The following is a 15,882-nucleotide window of genomic DNA, read 5'->3' as shown; positions in this document are numbered from 1 at the left end:
GTTCGCCATGAGTAGCTTTGAGCACCACTTTTTAATCGCCATGCCATCCCTGCAGGATCCGTTTTTTCATCGCAGTGTCACTTACATTTGCGAACACAATGACGAAGGTGCCATGGGCATTGTGATCAATCACCCGCTCAAAGCCACCATTGGCGATCTGCTGCAGCAGCTTGATATCGAGTACGATGCCAACAACCCGATTGCCGAGCGTGCGGTGTGCGCCGGTGGCCCGGTGCAGGCCGATCGCGGCTTTGTGCTGCACAGTGCCCAAGCTGGCTACATGAGCAGCATGACACTGGATGATGCGCTGATGATCACCACTTCCAAAGATATCTTGCAGCGCCTGACCACACCGGAAGGCCCGGAAAAATTTCTGCTGGCACTGGGCTACGCCGGCTGGGTTGCAGGTCAGCTGGAACAGGAAATCGCTGACAACTCCTGGCTGGTGATCCCCGCCGATCCCGCCATCATTTTTGATATGGCGCACGCCTACAAATGGGAGGCTGCCACCAAAAAAATGGGCATTGAAGCCTGGCAGCTCACCGGTGATGCAGGGCATGCCTGATGAGCCAGTCCAAACACCGCTCCGTTCTCAGCTTTGACTACGGCACCAAAAGCATTGGCGTTGCCATTGGTCAGGAGTTGACCGGCAGTGCCAGCCTGTTGCCGGCTTTAAAAGCCCGCGATGGGATCCCAGACTGGAGCCAGATAGAAAAGCTACTCAGTGAATGGCAACCGGATCTGCTGCTGGTGGGCCTGCCGCTGAATATGGATGGCACTGAGCAAGACTTTACCGTCCGTACCCGCAAGTTTGCCAACCGGCTGCATGGCCGCTTCGGCTTACCGGTTGAGCTGCACGACGAACGCCTGACCACCGCCGATGCCAGACAGCAGCTGTTTGCCGAAGGCGGTTTTCGCAACCTGAGCAAAGACAAAGTGGACAGCGTCTCGGCGGCGATAATTTTTGAGAGCTGGTATGAAAACAAAGCCTGACAATCCCCTGCTCAAACCCGGTTACTACCAGCATTACAAAGGACACTACTATCAAGTGCTGGACGTTGCACGGCACAGTGAAACCGAAGAATGGCTGGTGATTTACCGGCCTCTTTACGGCGATGGTGGGCTTTGGGCTCGCCCTTTGGCGATGTTTTGTCAGCAAGTCAATATTGAGGGCACTGAACAGCCCCGCTTTCGCTACCTGGGTCAGACGTTGCCAGCCTAGCATTGCAGCAGCTCCATTCATTGACACCGATTCGAATAACCGTTGTTGTCGCAGCAATAAAAACAATGGCTTCCAGCTCCCCACCAAGATCTGTACAAAATACCATCAAAATATCTGATCCAGCGCAAAGCAAAAACGCCATTTTTTGCTATACCTGTTAGTCTCGGTATCAGCGAATCCTACGGCGACATCCATTATGGCAACACAACATCCAAGGTTAAGCTGTGTCATTCTGGCAGGGGGACAAGGCAACCGCCTTCGCCCTCTAACCGCCAGTTGTGCCAAACCCGCCATTGCCTTTGCCGGCCACTACCGGGTGATCGACTTTGTGGTCAGCAACTGCATTAATTCCGAGTGCGATGAAATTTGGGTGCTGGGTCAGTATCAGGTCGATGGCTTGCACCATTACCTGCACCATCAGTGGTCCAAACACCGCTGCCCGGCCGATATGCACCTGGTGAAAACCCGGGATACACAATTGCAAGGCACCGCAGGAGCCATTTACCAGCAGTTGCAGCAACTGGAACACAGCTTAGCGACCCACCTGCTGGTGCTAAGCGCCGACCACGTTTACAAGATGGATTTTCGTCCGATGCTGGAATTTCACCTGGCAAAAGATGCCTGCATGACCCTAGCAGCCATGCCGGTACCACTGACGCTGGCATCGCAGTTTGGGGTATTGGCGATGGATGACCAGCAGCGTCTGACGGCTTTTTACGAGAAACCCTCCATAGAAAAAATCCGCCACCTGGCCGATGCCAATGGCATGGTGCTGGTCTCCATGGGCAATTACTTGTTTAATCGCTCGTGTTTATTTAACGCCTTGCTGGACGATGCTGAGCAGCCATTATCCAGTCATGATTTTGGCAACGACATCATCCCCAATCTGTACCGGCATGAGCCTGTGTACCTTTATGATTTTTCCAGTCACCTGATCCCCGGGGAAACCAAGCCATACTGGCGCGATGTCGGGACCCAGGATGCATTTTTCCAGGCGCATATGGATTTGCTGGGGCCAAACCCGGCAGTCCGGCTGCACAACGAACACTGGCCCATCTTTGGCAAAGAGCCGGTCGCTCCAAGCTATGTCGCCGGCTCTGCACAAAGCAGCATTCAAGGCAGCTTGATCGGTGCCGGTTGTGAGCTCTCAGCGTGCAGCATCCGTCATTCGGTGATTGGCAGCCACTGCCGCATCGAGGCCGGTGCCGAGCTCGAAGACTGTGTGTTGATGGGTCATTGCCATGTTGGGGCAGGCTGTCAATTAAAGCGGGTTCTGCTGACTGAACAGTGTGTGTTGGCACCGAACAGCCACATTGGTTTCAATGCAGGGCTGGATAGTCAAAGCTATCAACGCTTGCCCTCGGGACTGGTGATTGTCAGTGCCGGGCAGCCCGGCGTGCAGCGGTTGGATGCGCTGCACTAAAACAGCTGAGGGCAGCTTAGAGCGGCAGACTAAACGGATGCGTGCTGGCGGTACCACTCGCCCAAAATCAACGCCACAGCCACACTGACATTCAGCGACTCAACCTGGTTGGTTCCGGGGATGCGCAGCAGTTTATCCGCTTGGCGCGCGACATCTTTGGACACTCCGAACATCTCCTCACCAAACACCATCACAGCCTTGGCCGGCAAAGTTGTTTGGTACAGGGACTCGCCCTGGTGACTGGAAGTGCTCATCAGCTGATACCCGGCTTGTCGACATCGCTGCAAGGCTTCGGGCAACTTTTCACAATGCACCGCCTGGACAAACTCAGCCCCTCCGGCTGCGGTACGCACCGCCGAACCGGAATAGAGCGGCTGCGATTCAGGCAACAGCACCGCTTTGATGCCAAAGTGGGCGCAACTGCGCACTATAGCCCCCAGGTTGTGCGGGTTACTAACCCCATCCATCGCCAGGATCAAGTCGCTTGCCACATCCTTTTGCTGGCGAAGGTAACGGTGCAGACTCAGCGACTCGGGCTGCTGCACCAGCATCACCATGCCGCCATGGTGCTGACTGCCAGCCAGTTTATCCAGCTCGGCATCCTCCACCAGGTGGTAGGCTTTTTTGGCTTTGGCCAGATACTTCATCATGACCGCACATTTCGGTGCCTGCTGCGGATTCAGATAGAGCCGGATAATGGCTTCCGGTCGTCTGGCAAACAGCACCTGACAGGCTTTTTCACCATAAATTTTTTGCTCGGCCGCTCTCGGCGATACTACCCGCTCTGGCGCTGCTTTCGCTGTTCTGGCGGCAGCTGGCTGAGAAGGCCGCTTGGCTTTTGGAGAGGCTTGTTTGCTGGATTTATCGGCCCAGGGTTTTGCGCTCTTTGCCCGGTTTGGGCGGGCAGCAGGACGTTTGGAAGAGGGGGCGCCGGACATAAACAACCTTGCGATGCATAAAAAACGGTATTGTAGCAGCTGGCATGACAAAAGAACCAGAACAGAGTATGCTGTTGCCCCTTTTTCTGACGGCGCTTTGTTATGCTTAGTTACCGCCATAGCTTTCATGCAGGCAACTTTGCCGATGTGCTTAAACATCTGGTGCAGATAGCCATTCTGGATTACCTCAAACGCAAAGAGAAGCCGTTTTGTTACCACGACACCCACTCTGGCGCCGGGTTTTACAGCCTTAGCTCTGAGCACGCCAGCAAGACCGGCGAATACCAAAGTGGCATTGGGGTTTTGTTCAACCAGCCTTTGCCGACCGCGCTGGAAGACGGACCGGCCGGTCATTACTTGCGGCTGGTGCAGCACTTAAACGCCGATGGTGAACTGGAGTTTTACCCCGGTTCGCCGTCAATAGCGGCTCAGTTGCTGCGCCCACAGGACTCACTGCAACTGACCGAGCTGCACCCCAGTGACTTCTCGCTGCTGTCACAGCATCTGGCAAAGCGTAAACACTGCCGGATTGAAAAAATGGACGCCTGGGCGGGCATCAAAGCCATGCTGCCACCACTGGCCAGACGCGGCCTGGTGCTGATCGACCCGCCCTATGAACTCAGCCACGAGTACGACGATGTGGTCCAAGGCTTAACCCAAGCCTTAAAACGATTTGCCAATGGCTGCTATGCCATCTGGTATCCGGTGATAGACCGCCGCCATGTCGAACACTTTGTGCAACAAATAGCAGCTTTGCCGGTTAGCAACTTGCTGCGTATTGAGTGGTGCCCCAAAGCCGACAGCGAGGGCTTTGGCATGACCGGCAGTGGCATGCTGGTGATCAACCCGCCCTATCTGCTGGCCGAGCAATGCCGGGCCTTTCTGCCCTGGCTGCAACAGCAATTGGGGGATGCAGGCCCAGCCCAGGTGACTCAATTAATTGCGGAGGCATAAACCCATGCGTATTTTATTGGCACTTTTTGTGTTGCTATTTTCCGGCGCCAGCCTGGCATTCGGCCAGATTGGCCACCGGATGATTTGTGATTTGGCCTATGAACAGTTAAGCCCGGCACAGCAAAGCCGGGTGGATGCCCTGCTGGCACACACAGAGTTCGACAGTTTTGCGCCGGCCTGCGTCTGGGCCGATCGACTGCGTGGACAAGAGCAGTACGACTTCGCACGGCCCCATCATTACGTCAATATTGGCCGGGACGACCAGGTCATTACCATGGAGCACTGCCCGGATTATGGCTGCGTGCTGTCGGCCATCCAGCACCACTTTGCCTTGTTGCAGCAAGACAGCGAATCGGCCAAAGCCGCCGAATCGCTGAAATTTCTCAGCCATTTTGTCGGCGATCTGCACCAGCCACTGCATGTCGGCTACGATTTTGATCGCGGCGGCAACGACACCGGTGTGATCTTTATGGGGGAAGTCCGCAACCTGCACGGCATCTGGGATACCAGCATCCTGCTGCAACTGGGCTTTCGCGATTATCAGGCCAGCATCGACCGGCTACGGCCTCGGCTCAACGACAGCAATCTTCAGCAGTGGCAGCAAGGCGATGTGCTGGACTGGGCCAACGAGTCGGTCCAAATCGTCAAGCAAATCTATGCCGAGCATGTGCCGGGCAAGCATTTGGATGAGCGCTATGCGCTGCGCCACCAGAACACCATTGAAACCCGGCTGCTGCAAGCTGCTGCGAGGCTCGCCTGGTTGCTGCAGCAACTTTGGCCAGAGGCTGAGATCAATTAACCTGCCAAACCAGACCCAAACAATGCCCTGCCCGCCTTGTTTTGCGGGCAATGCAACACCTGCTCAGTAGCCCGAATTGCCAACACCTGCCCCGTTGACGCCAGCTCCAACTCCACCCATTGTGAGCCGTAAGGCTGGATGCTTTGTCCCAGCTGCAATTGAGCCACCAGCTCCTTGCTCAGATTCAATTGCAATTCATCGCACATCGTCAATTGCCAGCTGCTCTCATGCTGCTGCAAAAGCGCCGTTCGGGTATGAATGGCTTGGCCTCGCTGTAACTGTTCTTGCTGACGCTGCCACAGTTGCTGCAACCGATCCTCACGAGCTGCCTGCTGAGTGAGCACCGATCTGGGCTCTGCCAACCGGTGGTACTGCACCTGTCGGTAATCCGAACTTGCCGCCAACTCAATCTGGTAGAAGTCTGAGGTGGGTGACCATGGCATCCAACTGAGCAACAGCAGCATGGCAGCGCAGCCCACCACCAGCTGAGAAAGTTGCCACCAGCTACTCCAGCTGGCAGGCCGCTTGTCCCTGGCTTCGCATTCGGCCAGCAGTTGACGCTTCAAAGCAGCAGGCATCCTATGCTTTTGTTTCGCCTGTTGGTACAACGACTGCATCTCGTCACACTCTGAAGATGTAGGCTTATTCATTGTGCTCTCCCAGGCGCGCTTGCAAAAAACGACGGGCATAGCGCAGCCGGCTTTTCACGGTTTCGTCCAATTCGTTGGTAATACTCGAAATTTGTCCCACCGAAAAGCCCTCCAGCTGCAACATCAATGCCTCACGCTGCAGGAAAGGCAACAGTCGCAATGCCTGCTCAAACCGTTGCTGCCGCGCAACCGGACAAACAGCTAAACCCTGCGACTCTGGGTGTGCTAACTCATCTGGGCAAATCAGTGATTGCCAACGCTGCTGCCGTTTTAATTCATCCAACAAGGCGTTTCGGGCAATACTGAACAGCCAGGTTTTAAAGCGGCTATCTGCCCGGAAACTGTGTCGTTTCTCCATCACTTTCAACCAGGTTTGCTGGCAGATATCCTGCGCCAGAGCTGGATCGGACTGACGCAGAATAAAGTGGTAAAGATCATCACCGCAATGTTGAATCAAACCATCCAGCCATTTCGAGGCACCCGTCTTCTGATAGTGCTGCATCAGTTGATCCGGACATAAGGTGCCAGCCCAGCTCAGGGGGATCGACAGCATAGGCACACTCCTCTTACCAGTCTGTATTTTCAGCTTAGTTGGCATCCAGCGTAAAATCGAGCTGGACCTGGAGATTGGTTTGGCGAACAGCACGGCCATCCACCAGCTTAGGCTGATAGCGCCAGCGCCGCAGAGCGCGCATCGCTTCACGATTAAAGATGGTCGCAGGCTCAGCGGCTATTACTTCGACATCTTGCACCTGGCCGCTTTCATCCACCGAGAAACGCAGTTGCACCCAACCGGAGATCCCTTGTCGTGCCGCCTCAACCGGGTAACGTGGCTCAACCCGTACCATGGGGGTTGCCGCAGCATCGCGAATTCCTAACCCGGACTGAACGACTGGCTCGCTGTGCAACCCATCCAACTGAAGCCGGACTCCCGGCGTCATGTCCAAACCCGTATCAACCGGCTCGCTGCTGAGCGACATCCTTTCAGGCTGCACCAGCTCGGGTGGAGGCGTTAATCTTGGACGTGTAATGGTTGGTGTGTCATCCGGTGTTTGGTAAACCCTGACTGGCGGCACAGGTGTCGGCTCCGGCCGGGCAGCCGTCGGCGCTTTCACCAATTGGTGCATCATCACAAATAAAGCAAAGGTAACAGTGGCAGCCGTTAAAGCGCTACTGACCAGGCGCGTCAGAGGCAAGGTGGACCATGCAGCTGGGTGTGTGCTTTCCATAAACAACTCCTGTATCGTGCTTGTAGTAGTTAGACGATGCAGGAGCTTATGCAGGGTTAAATTTTTTTAGACTATTTATCCAAGGCTCTAACGGATCCAGCCCTGATGAATGCGTTTGAAGGTATCGGTTCCGGCACATTCCAACCACTCAAAAGCCAACATTTCACGATTAATGATCACAGCACCAGCTTGCTGCAGCCGGTTAAGGGCTTGTTGTTTATGGATGGGATCGCGTGAGCCCACCGCATCGTCAACCAGATAAACCTGATAACCGGCTGCAATGCAATCCAAAGCCGTTTGCAGCACACACACATGGGCCTCGGTCCCCAACAGAATCAGCTGTTGGCGCTCCAGTTCAACCAGCCGTTGGCGGACAGCCGTTTCTTTGTAGGCACTGAAATGCATTTTTTCCAGCACCGCATCATCGGGCAACAGCTCCGCCAGGACCGGCACCGTATGGCCTAAACCGGCCGGGTATTGCTCGGTCGCCACAATCGGCACTTCAAGCTGCAGCGCAACTTGCAGCACCCAGGCCGCTGAATTTTCCACCTCACGGCCATCGGCAATGGCCGGTGCCAGCCGCTGCTGAATATCAATCAGCAGCACCAGACTTTGATCGCGGTTTATCAGCATAACGTTCTCCTTGCAGCAAGGCGTTCATCCTGACAAAGTGAGCCGCTTTTTGCCAGCAGACCTTGGTCTAAGAAATCTTTGGGCTTTAACTCTGACCGCGCCACTGGGCAAAGCACTCGGATTCGTCTTTGTCTTTATTCAGCAGCAAGCGGGCCAGTACCTTGTCGGCTTCACCGCTCTCGGCCGCTAAGCCAATCCAGGCTTCAACGTAATCGCCATCGGCAAGTGCCACCGGATACAACTCTTCCCAGCTGTCGTCGGGTGTTTTTAAATCGACAAAACCGCGGCTCAGATGCTGCTGTTGGTACTCGGTATAATCGGCCGCGCTCAGGTTGTCGGAGGCCAGCTCTTCAAAGATATCAAAGGCATGGTCGCACAGCTCATCCAGCGACCACTGTATGTTATCTGACATGATGATGTTCCAAAGAATTTCGCTAACGCTATGATAGCAAGTTTCCCACCAAGACACAGCCTGATACTATAGGCGCATTGTTATTGCTTCGATAAACCCGATGACCTGCACTCAGCCTGACGCCAGCTCTTTGTACCGCTGCCCACTTTGCACAGAGCCGCTTACCCCTGAACCAAGTGAGCCAAGACAAAGTTCCTATCGTTGCGTGAACCGGCATCACTTTGATGTGGCCAAAGAAGGCTACCTCAATCTGTTGCCGGTGCAGCACAAAAACTCGAAACAACCGGGCGACAGCAAAGCCATGTTGCAGCAGCGCCGGCAGTTTTTGCAATCCGGCGCCTATCAACCGCTGGTGCAGTGTCTGGTTGAACAGCTGCAGCATTTAAAGCCCAGCTCGCTGCTGGACTCCGGCTGTGGTGAGGGCTATTACAGCGGTTGCCTGAAGCAAGCGCTGCCCGAGACAGCGATCGCTGGCATGGATATTTCCAAAAGCGCCATTCAACTGGCCGCCAAACGCTACCCAGAGATTGCCTTTAGCGTCGCCAGCGCCAAAGCTCTGCCCTACCAGGATGCCCGCTTTGATGCCATGCTGGTGTTGTGCGCGCCCTTTGAGCTGGATGAAGTCAAACGCTGCCTACGCTCTGGTGGCCAGCTGCTGTTGGTGACCGCCGCCCCAAACCACTTGCTGCAATTTAAACAAGCGATCTATGATAGCGTCCGACTGCACAGCGACCGTATCCCCGAGTTGAATGGCATGCAGCATCAAGATCGTCAGCGTTGTTCTTTTATGCTGGAGCAGCTGGGCGCACCAAGCTGGCTCAGCTTACTGGAGATGACTCCCTTGGGCTGGAAGCTGAATGACGAGCGCAAGCAACAACTTTGTCAGAGCTTGACGCAACTGCAGGTCGATTTCTATATTGATAGCTACCAGTATGGATCCTAATGGTCATCACCATCGTAGTCAGTACCATGCAACGAAACAGGAGCAAGATGTGAGCACCCCCCGTCTTTTAGGCTTTGCCGGAATCTTACCTTTTTACCTGAGCCTGGCTGCGGTATTGATGTGGCCGCAAAGTCAGCTGGCGTTGGTTTCGCTGATTGGCTATGGCGCTGTGATTCTGAGCTTTCTGGGAGCCGTGCATTGGGGCATGGCGATGCAAGAGCCGGATCAGACCCAGGCCGGTCGCAGTTATGTCTTCAGTGTGGTACCGGCGCTGCTGGGCTGGCTGGCCTTTATTTCGCCCTACCAACCGGCGCTGATTGTGCTGGCTGCTGGCTTTGGCTGGGTCTGGTTGCGCGAATACCAAAAACCACCTAGCTTGATGCCGGCCTGGTACCGGCAGCTGCGCGGCGTCCTGACCGCCGCCATCTTGCCGGCACTGATTATTGGCGCTATTTTTAGCGGTTAATCTTCAGAGGTGAGCAGCTCACTCAGCTGCTCGGTTTCTGCCAACTGGATGGCATCAAAGACTCTTGACCAAAAGAAGGTGCTGAGCTCGCTGACAATGTTGCTCTCGGCGTTCAGCAAAATTACCAGCCCCACCTGACGATCACGCGAATAGGCCACATCGGCCCGAAACCCCCGCACCCAGCCACCGTGGTAAACCAGCTCTTCGTCACCAAACTGATACACCCGCCAGCCCAGCGCATAATGCGCATCACGGATAAACTGCCGCCAGTGGCCACGCCTTAGATCCCGCACAGTCCGTACCCGCTTGTCGGTGATGGTGGCCAACACGTGCTCTGGCATCACATCCGGATAATGGCCCAGCTGAGCCATCACCCAATGGCTTAAATCCATTGCACTGGCATTGATACCGGCCGCCGGCGCAAACCGATAATAGGTGGGAAGTACCGTGCTCTGATACCAGCCACCTCGCGCCCTTACATGCGGCATGGCTTTGTTTTCGGTGGCCATAAAAGGCTCCATACCAACCGAAGCGGTTGGCATCTGCAAGGGATCAAAAATAAGCTCCTGCATCAGGGTGGCGTAATCTTTTTGCGTGGTTTGCTGCACTATGGGTTCAATCAAACTAAACAGCACATTTTGATAGCCATAACACTGGCCTGGGGTACACATTGGATCGAGCTGACGAAAGTGCGGCAAAATACGCTCAGGCAGCACATTGGCTTCAATCATGTTGTCGTAGGCATTGGGCATGACACCAGTGGTTTGAGCCAACAAATGCTCGACCTGCAAGGCTTTGCTGTAACGGGCCGAGCGAAACGAAAAGTCCGGCACATAATGGATCACCGGATCATCCCAGTTGAAGTAGCCTTGCTCCGCCAGCACAGCCGCCAAACCAGCGGCAAAGGTTTTGGAAACCGAAGCGATACGAAACAGAGTAAAAGGGTCGACCGGATCGCTGGAGCCACGGGCACGCACTCCCACGCCGCGAATTCTGACGATCTGATTGCCTTCGACAATGGCGTACACCCCACCCGGGATCTGATGCTCCGCCAGCTGCTGCTCAAAATGGCGATCAAAATAGTCCGCCACGTCAGTTACAGGAGCGGCCAACAGCATCGGGCTCAGCAGTGCCAAGCCCAGGCTTGCGATCAGGAGTCTTAGCCTGTGAACCATGGTTTAGGGAAACTCTGCCGTCGCGCGAAACAGCGGCTGGTCATTCATAAAGGGCACTTGCTCGGCGGCATGACATGCCATGCAGGCACCGCGCGCCTGCAAAAAGCTGCGTTCTATGGCTTTGGCATCGCCTGCAGCCAAAGCCTTGGTCAGCTCCGGCCAGGCCGTTTGCAAAAACATCGCCTGTGAATTGGCCGCCCGGCCCGGACGACGGAAATAGCCCAGTTCCATGGCCGCTCCCAGTTTGTCCCAGTGGTAAGACGCCAAAGCGTAGTTGCCATCGACAATGGCATCAAAACTATGCTGATAACGCGCCCCAACTTCGGCCATGGCCCCGGAAAAACCGGCGAACATCTTTTCGATCCGGGCAAAACGTTCTTCATCCGAGTCGGCTTCGAGTAACCACTGGTTGCTGGCTGGCAACTCCGCGCTGTGCAGCGGGCTCAGGCCCAGTAAGCCAATCAGGGTTATCGGATACCACAATGCTTTCATCAGAACCTCCTTCGGTTTTAGTCTCGGATTAAAAGCTGATGCGCTTGTACTGGCGGTACTCTGGCCGCCAGAAGTTGGCTTCGATATTATCCTGCAATTGATTGTCGCTGATTTCAAGTGCCAGCCCTTGCTGTTGGGCTACCTTGCCAACGGCAAAGGCAATGCGCTTGCTCAGCTCCGACAACGCCGTGAGCGATGGCAACAACTCGCCCTGGCCGGTATTGGCAAGTGGCGAGGCCGCAGCCAGAGTTTCGCTGGCCGCCATCAGCATTTCATCGCTAATGCGCCTGGCCTTAACCGCAATCACCCCCAGCCCAATGCCCGGGAAAATATAGCTGTTGTTGCACTGCGCAATGGGGTAGCTGTTGCCCTGATACTGCACCGGTTGAAAGGGACTGCCGGTGGCAATAATCACATCGCCTTCGGTCCAGGCTATCACCTGCTCCGGTGTGGCCTCCACTTGGCGCGACGGATTGCTTAACGGGAAAATGACCGGCGTTTTGCAGCCTTTGTGCATGGCCCGCACCACCTGTTCGCTGAATAGGCCGGGTTGACCAGAGACGCCAATCAGCACCGTAGGCTCGGCGCAGTGCATCACATCCAGTAAGGAGGCAAAGTCGCCGCTGTAATTCCAGCTGCTTAATGCGGCTTTGGATTGCACCAGTTTTTGTTGAAAGTCACGCAAATCGGTCATGCCTTCGCTCAGCAAACCAAAACGATCCACCATGTAAATGCGGCGGCGCGCTTCCTCGTCACTTAAACCTTCTGCCATCATCTGGGTAATGACTTGCTCGGCGATACCACAGCCGGCTGAACCCGCTCCAACAAAGACCACTTTTTGCTCACAAAGCTGCTGCCCTTTGGCCCGGCAAGCCGCCAACAAGGAGCCAACCGTGACAGCCGCTGTGCCCTGAATATCGTCGTTAAAGCAGCAGTAGCGCTCGCGGTAACGCTGCAAAATGGGCATGGCGTTCGGCTGGGCGAAATCTTCAAACTGCACCATCACATCGGGCCAGCGTTTGTACACCGCCTGCATAAACTGTTCGACAAAGGCGTCGTACTCGGCCTGGCCGATGCGCTTGTGGCGGGCCCCCATGTACATCGGGTCCTGCAGTAACTTTTCATTGTTGGTGCCAACATCCAGCACCACGGGCAAGGTATAAGCCGGGCTGATGCCACCACAAGCGGTGTACAGCGACAACTTACCGATGGAAATGCCCATGCCACCAATGCCCTGATCGCCCAGGCCAAGCACCCGCTCCCCATCGGTGACGACAATGACTTTCACCTTGGGTTTGGTGGCATTGCGTAAGATGGCATCCAGCTGATCACGCTCTTCGTACGAGACGAACAAGCCGCGCTTGCTGCGGTAAATATCGGAAAATTTTTCACAGGCATCACCGACCGTGGGGGTGTAGATAATCGGCAACATTTCCGGCAAATGCTCCTGCACCAAACGGAAGAACAGGGTTTCATTTTTATCCTGAATCGCCCGCAGGTAAATGTGCTTGTTGATGGTGTTTTCGAAACTGGCGTATTGCATGTAAGCACGTTTGACTTGCTCTTCAATGCTTTCGTAGCGAGGCGGCAGCAAACCGGTCAGGTTAAAGGCCTCACGCTCTTCTTTACTGAAGGCACTGCCTTTATTGAGCAGCGGCGTTTCCAGCAGAGCCGGGCCGGCATAGGGAATATAGAGCGGACCTTTGGTTCGGGTCGTCATAACTGCAGTTCCTTACCCTGAGAGGGAGCCTGATAGTGGATGGCGGCGAAGTATACCCCATCGCGCCACCAGCGGCCAATCAACAGCAGCAAGCAAAGTGGCAATAACCAGACCAGGGCGCCACCGGATGAGCTCGGACTCGGTGCTACCTGAGGCTGAGGCTGCACGGTAATGGTGACGGTATCGCTGCTGCTGGTACGCAAATCACTGGCAGTCAGTCGGAAGGTTAAGGTCCGGCTTTGCATGAGCGTCGGACTGGTAAAGCTGGTTTGTAAGCTGGTAGCGCTGTTTAACTGCACCGCAGGCCCTCCAATTTGCTCCCATTGGTACTGCAGCATTTCACCATCGGCGTCGCTGGCTGTCCCCTGCAACTGCACCTGGCTGGCTGAAGCCACACTGCGATTGGCTCCGGCACTGACAACCGGTGCCTGATTCGGGCAATCCTGATTCACCGCTAAAAAGTCGATGGCCTGCAGCCACTGGTAATAAGCGCTGTTACGCGGCTCGCATAAACGGGTGTCGCTGTAATTGAAACTGACTAATTGCGTCAATTGAGTCAGACTGCTGGGTAAAGTGCCCTGCACATTGGTCTGCGACAGATCCAGCCAGCGCAACTGGCTCAATTGGCTAAGCGCCGAAGGCAAGCTACCGCCAAAGCTGTTGTCTGCCAGCACCAGCTGTTGCAAATCGCTCAGCTGGCCAAGACTGGCCGGAATGGGACCGGTCAAGCCATTGCCAGCTAGCTCCAGCTGCTGCAATCGACTGGCGGCTTCAATGCTGCTGTGCAGTGCTCCGGTCAGGCTGTTGCCGGTGAAGTCCAGCCTTTCAAGTGCTGGGAAAGCAGCATAGTCCAACACCAAGTCGCCGGTCAGATTGTTGCTGGGAAGCTCCAGGGCCACCAGTTCGCCCTGACGGCAGGTCAGGCCTTGCCAGTCGCAAACATTGGCGTGCTGCAACCAACCGCTGCGGTCAAACCAGCCGGGACCTTCGGTCTGATAAAACAAGGCCACCAGAGCGTCGCAGCTGCGACGAGGGATCCCGGTCACGGCTTGTTCAGAGCAGAAATCCACTTGCTGAACCTCCACCTGAACCGCGCCATCGGGAAACAGCAAGGTAGCAGGGCTGCCATCAAAGTGCCAACGACCACTGTGAATGCCATCACCAGCAAAGGCATCCTCAGCCAAACCCGCATCATTGAGCACAATTGCGTCTTCGCGCTCTGCAATTTCAATTGCAGCCAGCGGCTCCGGCCCAAGGCAATTGATGGCCAATACCCTAATATCGAGCCAGCTGTCCGCGGTCAGGTAGACAATGTCGTTGGAGGGGGCTAGCCGTCGCAGCAGTTGCTGCGAACGGCACTCAAAGGCTCCCTGCTGGCCATCGGATGCCAGCGCCATTCGGCCGGTCATGGTATACCGCTCAACTTTGTCGTCGATGGCACTGGCGCCACCGACCAGCAAATGGTGCTTCAGTCCCTGGGCATCCAGCTCTGGCCGGGCCGCTTTAAGCAGTGCTGCCAGACCTGAGACAACCGGAGCCGCCATCGAGGTACCGGATGAAAACGCATAGGCCGCCTCCTCACTGGCGGCATCTTCCTGAATGTAGGTGCTGAGGATACCGACGCCGGGGGCAGACAAGCTAACATGGCCCCGCCCAAAGTTGCTGAAGCTGGCCAGTTGCCCCTCATCATCATGGGCAGCCACACTGATCACATTGGGCAAATCAAAAGCAGCCGGATAAAAAGGGAGGTTGCTGCCGCTGTTGCCGGCACTGGCGACAAATAAAATACCGGCCTCATGGTGCTTTTGCACCGCCTGGTAAAGCGCCTGTGAAAAGGTTGGCGAGCCCCAGGAGTTGTTGGTCGCGACAATAGGGATGCCATGATTGACTTTTAAATCCAGAATGTAATCCAGGCACTCGATGGCGTCGCTGGTAAACCCTTCCCCCAGTTCATCCAAAAATTTGCAGGGCAAAATTTGCAACTGCCAATTGACGCCGGCAACGCCCTGACCGTTGTTACCGGCGGCGGCAATAATACCGGCGACCAGGGTACCATGGCCGTCAAAGTCCATCGGGTCCGAAGTATTGTTGGCGGTATCAATACCGCGCACATCATCAATGTAGCCATTGCCGCTATCGTCCTGGCCATTTTCCTGTTCCAGCGGGTTGTTCCAGATATTGGCCACCAGATCCGGGTGGTTGTAATCAACACCACTGTCGATAACGGCGACTACCAAATCGGCGCTGCCGGTGGTGCTTGCCCAGGCTTGCTCTGCCTGGATACCCGGTAAGGCTTGCAGGTGCCACTGCTGCGAATAGAGGGAATCATTGGGCTGCTGGGTTTTACGGACTTTGTAATCCAGTTCAACAGCGCGAACCGAGGGCAACGCCAACAACTGGGATTTCAGCTGCACCAGACTTTGCTCCGGCCGCCGGTGCACCACAGCCTTATCGCGCAACTGACTGAAATGCCTGACTTGTTGCGCCACTGGCTGCAAGTTGCTCAGGCGCTTTACCGATTGCAATTGCTGGCTCTGCTCAGTGGCCTGCAAGGTCACAATAAGCCGATCCGGGTGATGCACCGGCTCAGCCAGTACCGGCAAGAGCCCGGTCAAGAGTCCCATGATGGCAAGCGCCCACTTTGTTGTAACCCTCATCATGCACCTCAAACGAACAGCAATAGTTTAAGCATAGTACCAAAGCATGCGACAAAACGATCATTTTTGAGGGTAAAGACTGCAGCTTTACACAACCTTTACGCTGTATGGTATTGGCGCAAAAGGCAAAGCTTTCTATAGTCTGGATACAAACCACATAGCTGGAAAA

At 55.4% G+C, this 15,882-nt stretch carries 18 protein-coding genes; 8 read left to right on the top strand and 10 right to left on the bottom strand.

Annotation, left to right across the window (positions count from 1 at the left end):
* Positions 1 to 7 precede the first annotated feature (7 nt).
* The 4 genes from Q3O59_RS12930 (at position 8) to Q3O59_RS12915 (ending at position 2,645) form a co-directional block, all read left to right on the top strand.
* Positions 8 to 565 (top strand): YqgE/AlgH family protein, encoded by a 558-nt coding sequence (locus Q3O59_RS12930; protein WP_305945970.1) that lies wholly within the window; start codon positions 8 to 10, stop codon positions 563 to 565.
* A complete protein-coding gene (gene ruvX / locus Q3O59_RS12925) occupies positions 565 to 993 on the top strand; it encodes a Holliday junction resolvase RuvX (protein WP_305945969.1) in 429 nt (142 codons plus the stop codon). Before Q3O59_RS12930 ends, ruvX begins: the two co-directional genes overlap by 1 nt.
* Complete coding sequence (locus tag Q3O59_RS12920; protein WP_305945968.1) at positions 977 to 1,222, top strand: DUF1653 domain-containing protein; 246 nt, start codon at positions 977 to 979, stop codon at positions 1,220 to 1,222. Before ruvX ends, Q3O59_RS12920 begins: the two co-directional genes overlap by 17 nt.
* Positions 1,223 to 1,418: 196 nt before the next feature.
* The gene (locus Q3O59_RS12915; RefSeq protein ID WP_305945967.1) at positions 1,419 to 2,645 is read left to right on the top strand and encodes a sugar phosphate nucleotidyltransferase; all 1,227 of its coding nucleotides are present in this window, start codon (positions 1,419 to 1,421) and stop codon (positions 2,643 to 2,645) included.
* 29 nt (positions 2,646 to 2,674) lie between these two features.
* On the opposite strand, the gene Q3O59_RS12910 is transcribed toward Q3O59_RS12915, so the two are convergent.
* Positions 2,675 to 3,583 (bottom strand): tRNA/rRNA methyltransferase, encoded by a 909-nt coding sequence (locus Q3O59_RS12910; RefSeq protein WP_305945966.1) that lies wholly within the window; start codon positions 3,581 to 3,583, stop codon positions 2,675 to 2,677.
* 102 nt (positions 3,584 to 3,685) lie between these two features.
* Between Q3O59_RS12910 and Q3O59_RS12905 the strand changes: the two genes are divergently transcribed.
* Together Q3O59_RS12905 and Q3O59_RS12900 are read left to right on the top strand one after the other, a co-directional pair.
* Positions 3,686 to 4,537, top strand: coding sequence for a 23S rRNA (adenine(2030)-N(6))-methyltransferase RlmJ (locus Q3O59_RS12905; protein ID WP_305945965.1), 852 nt, complete (start codon positions 3,686 to 3,688; stop codon positions 4,535 to 4,537).
* A gap of 4 nt (positions 4,538 to 4,541) precedes the next feature.
* Positions 4,542 to 5,336, top strand: coding sequence for a S1/P1 nuclease (locus Q3O59_RS12900; protein ID WP_305945964.1), 795 nt, complete (start codon positions 4,542 to 4,544; stop codon positions 5,334 to 5,336).
* On the opposite strand, the gene Q3O59_RS12895 is transcribed toward Q3O59_RS12900, so the two are convergent.
* The 5 genes from Q3O59_RS12895 to Q3O59_RS12875 form a co-directional block, all read right to left on the bottom strand.
* Positions 5,333 to 5,986 (bottom strand): hypothetical protein, encoded by a 654-nt coding sequence (locus Q3O59_RS12895; RefSeq protein ID WP_305945963.1) that lies wholly within the window; start codon positions 5,984 to 5,986, stop codon positions 5,333 to 5,335. The two genes, Q3O59_RS12900 and Q3O59_RS12895, sit on opposite strands and share 4 nt — an antisense overlap.
* Complete coding sequence (locus Q3O59_RS12890; protein ID WP_305945962.1) at positions 5,979 to 6,539, bottom strand: RNA polymerase sigma factor; 561 nt, start codon at positions 6,537 to 6,539, stop codon at positions 5,979 to 5,981. The genes Q3O59_RS12895 and Q3O59_RS12890 overlap by 8 nt, the downstream gene beginning before the upstream one ends.
* A gap of 34 nt (positions 6,540 to 6,573) precedes the next feature.
* A complete protein-coding gene (locus Q3O59_RS12885; protein WP_305945961.1) occupies positions 6,574 to 7,215 on the bottom strand; it encodes an energy transducer TonB in 642 nt (213 codons plus the stop codon).
* Positions 7,216 to 7,302: 87 nt separating this feature from the next.
* Positions 7,303 to 7,848 (bottom strand): hydrolase, encoded by a 546-nt coding sequence (locus tag Q3O59_RS12880; RefSeq protein ID WP_305945960.1) that lies wholly within the window; start codon positions 7,846 to 7,848, stop codon positions 7,303 to 7,305.
* Between the two features lie 85 nt (positions 7,849 to 7,933).
* On the bottom strand, positions 7,934 to 8,260 hold the full coding sequence (locus Q3O59_RS12875; protein ID WP_305945959.1) for a DUF440 family protein: 327 nt from the start codon (positions 8,258 to 8,260) through the stop codon (positions 7,934 to 7,936).
* Positions 8,261 to 8,360: 100 nt separating this feature from the next.
* Here Q3O59_RS12875 and Q3O59_RS12870 point away from each other — a divergent pair, with 100 nt between their 5' ends.
* Both Q3O59_RS12870 and Q3O59_RS12865 read left to right on the top strand, forming a co-directional pair.
* Complete coding sequence (locus Q3O59_RS12870; RefSeq protein ID WP_305945958.1) at positions 8,361 to 9,203, top strand: putative RNA methyltransferase; 843 nt, start codon at positions 8,361 to 8,363, stop codon at positions 9,201 to 9,203.
* 49 nt (positions 9,204 to 9,252) lie between these two features.
* Positions 9,253 to 9,669: a DUF3429 domain-containing protein gene (locus tag Q3O59_RS12865; protein WP_228592197.1), complete on the top strand. Its 417-nt coding sequence runs from the start codon at positions 9,253 to 9,255 to the stop codon at positions 9,667 to 9,669.
* Here the strand turns inward: Q3O59_RS12865 and Q3O59_RS12860 are convergent.
* From Q3O59_RS12860 to Q3O59_RS12845, 4 genes are all read right to left on the bottom strand, one after another.
* Positions 9,666 to 10,760, bottom strand: coding sequence for a serine hydrolase domain-containing protein (locus Q3O59_RS12860; protein WP_305945957.1), 1,095 nt, complete (start codon positions 10,758 to 10,760; stop codon positions 9,666 to 9,668). The two genes, Q3O59_RS12865 and Q3O59_RS12860, sit on opposite strands and share 4 nt — an antisense overlap.
* Before the next feature lie 87 nt (positions 10,761 to 10,847).
* Entirely contained in the window at positions 10,848 to 11,336 is a 489-nt protein-coding gene (locus Q3O59_RS12855) for a hypothetical protein (RefSeq protein ID WP_305945956.1), read from the bottom strand.
* Between the two features lie 28 nt (positions 11,337 to 11,364).
* Entirely contained in the window at positions 11,365 to 13,056 is a 1,692-nt protein-coding gene (locus Q3O59_RS12850) for an NAD-dependent malic enzyme (protein WP_305945955.1), read from the bottom strand.
* Entirely contained in the window at positions 13,053 to 15,680 is a 2,628-nt protein-coding gene (locus tag Q3O59_RS12845) for a S8 family serine peptidase (protein ID WP_305945954.1), read from the bottom strand. Before Q3O59_RS12845 ends, Q3O59_RS12850 begins: the two co-directional genes overlap by 4 nt.
* Between the last annotated feature and the right edge of the window lie 202 nt (positions 15,681 to 15,882).

Origin of the sequence: Alkalimonas delamerensis, assembly GCF_030717955.1 — a bacterium.
Lineage (GTDB): Bacteria > Pseudomonadota > Gammaproteobacteria > Enterobacterales > Alteromonadaceae > Alkalimonas > Alkalimonas delamerensis.
The sequence above is the reverse complement of the archived record's forward strand: the minus strand, read 5'-3'. Positions and strand labels throughout refer to the sequence as shown.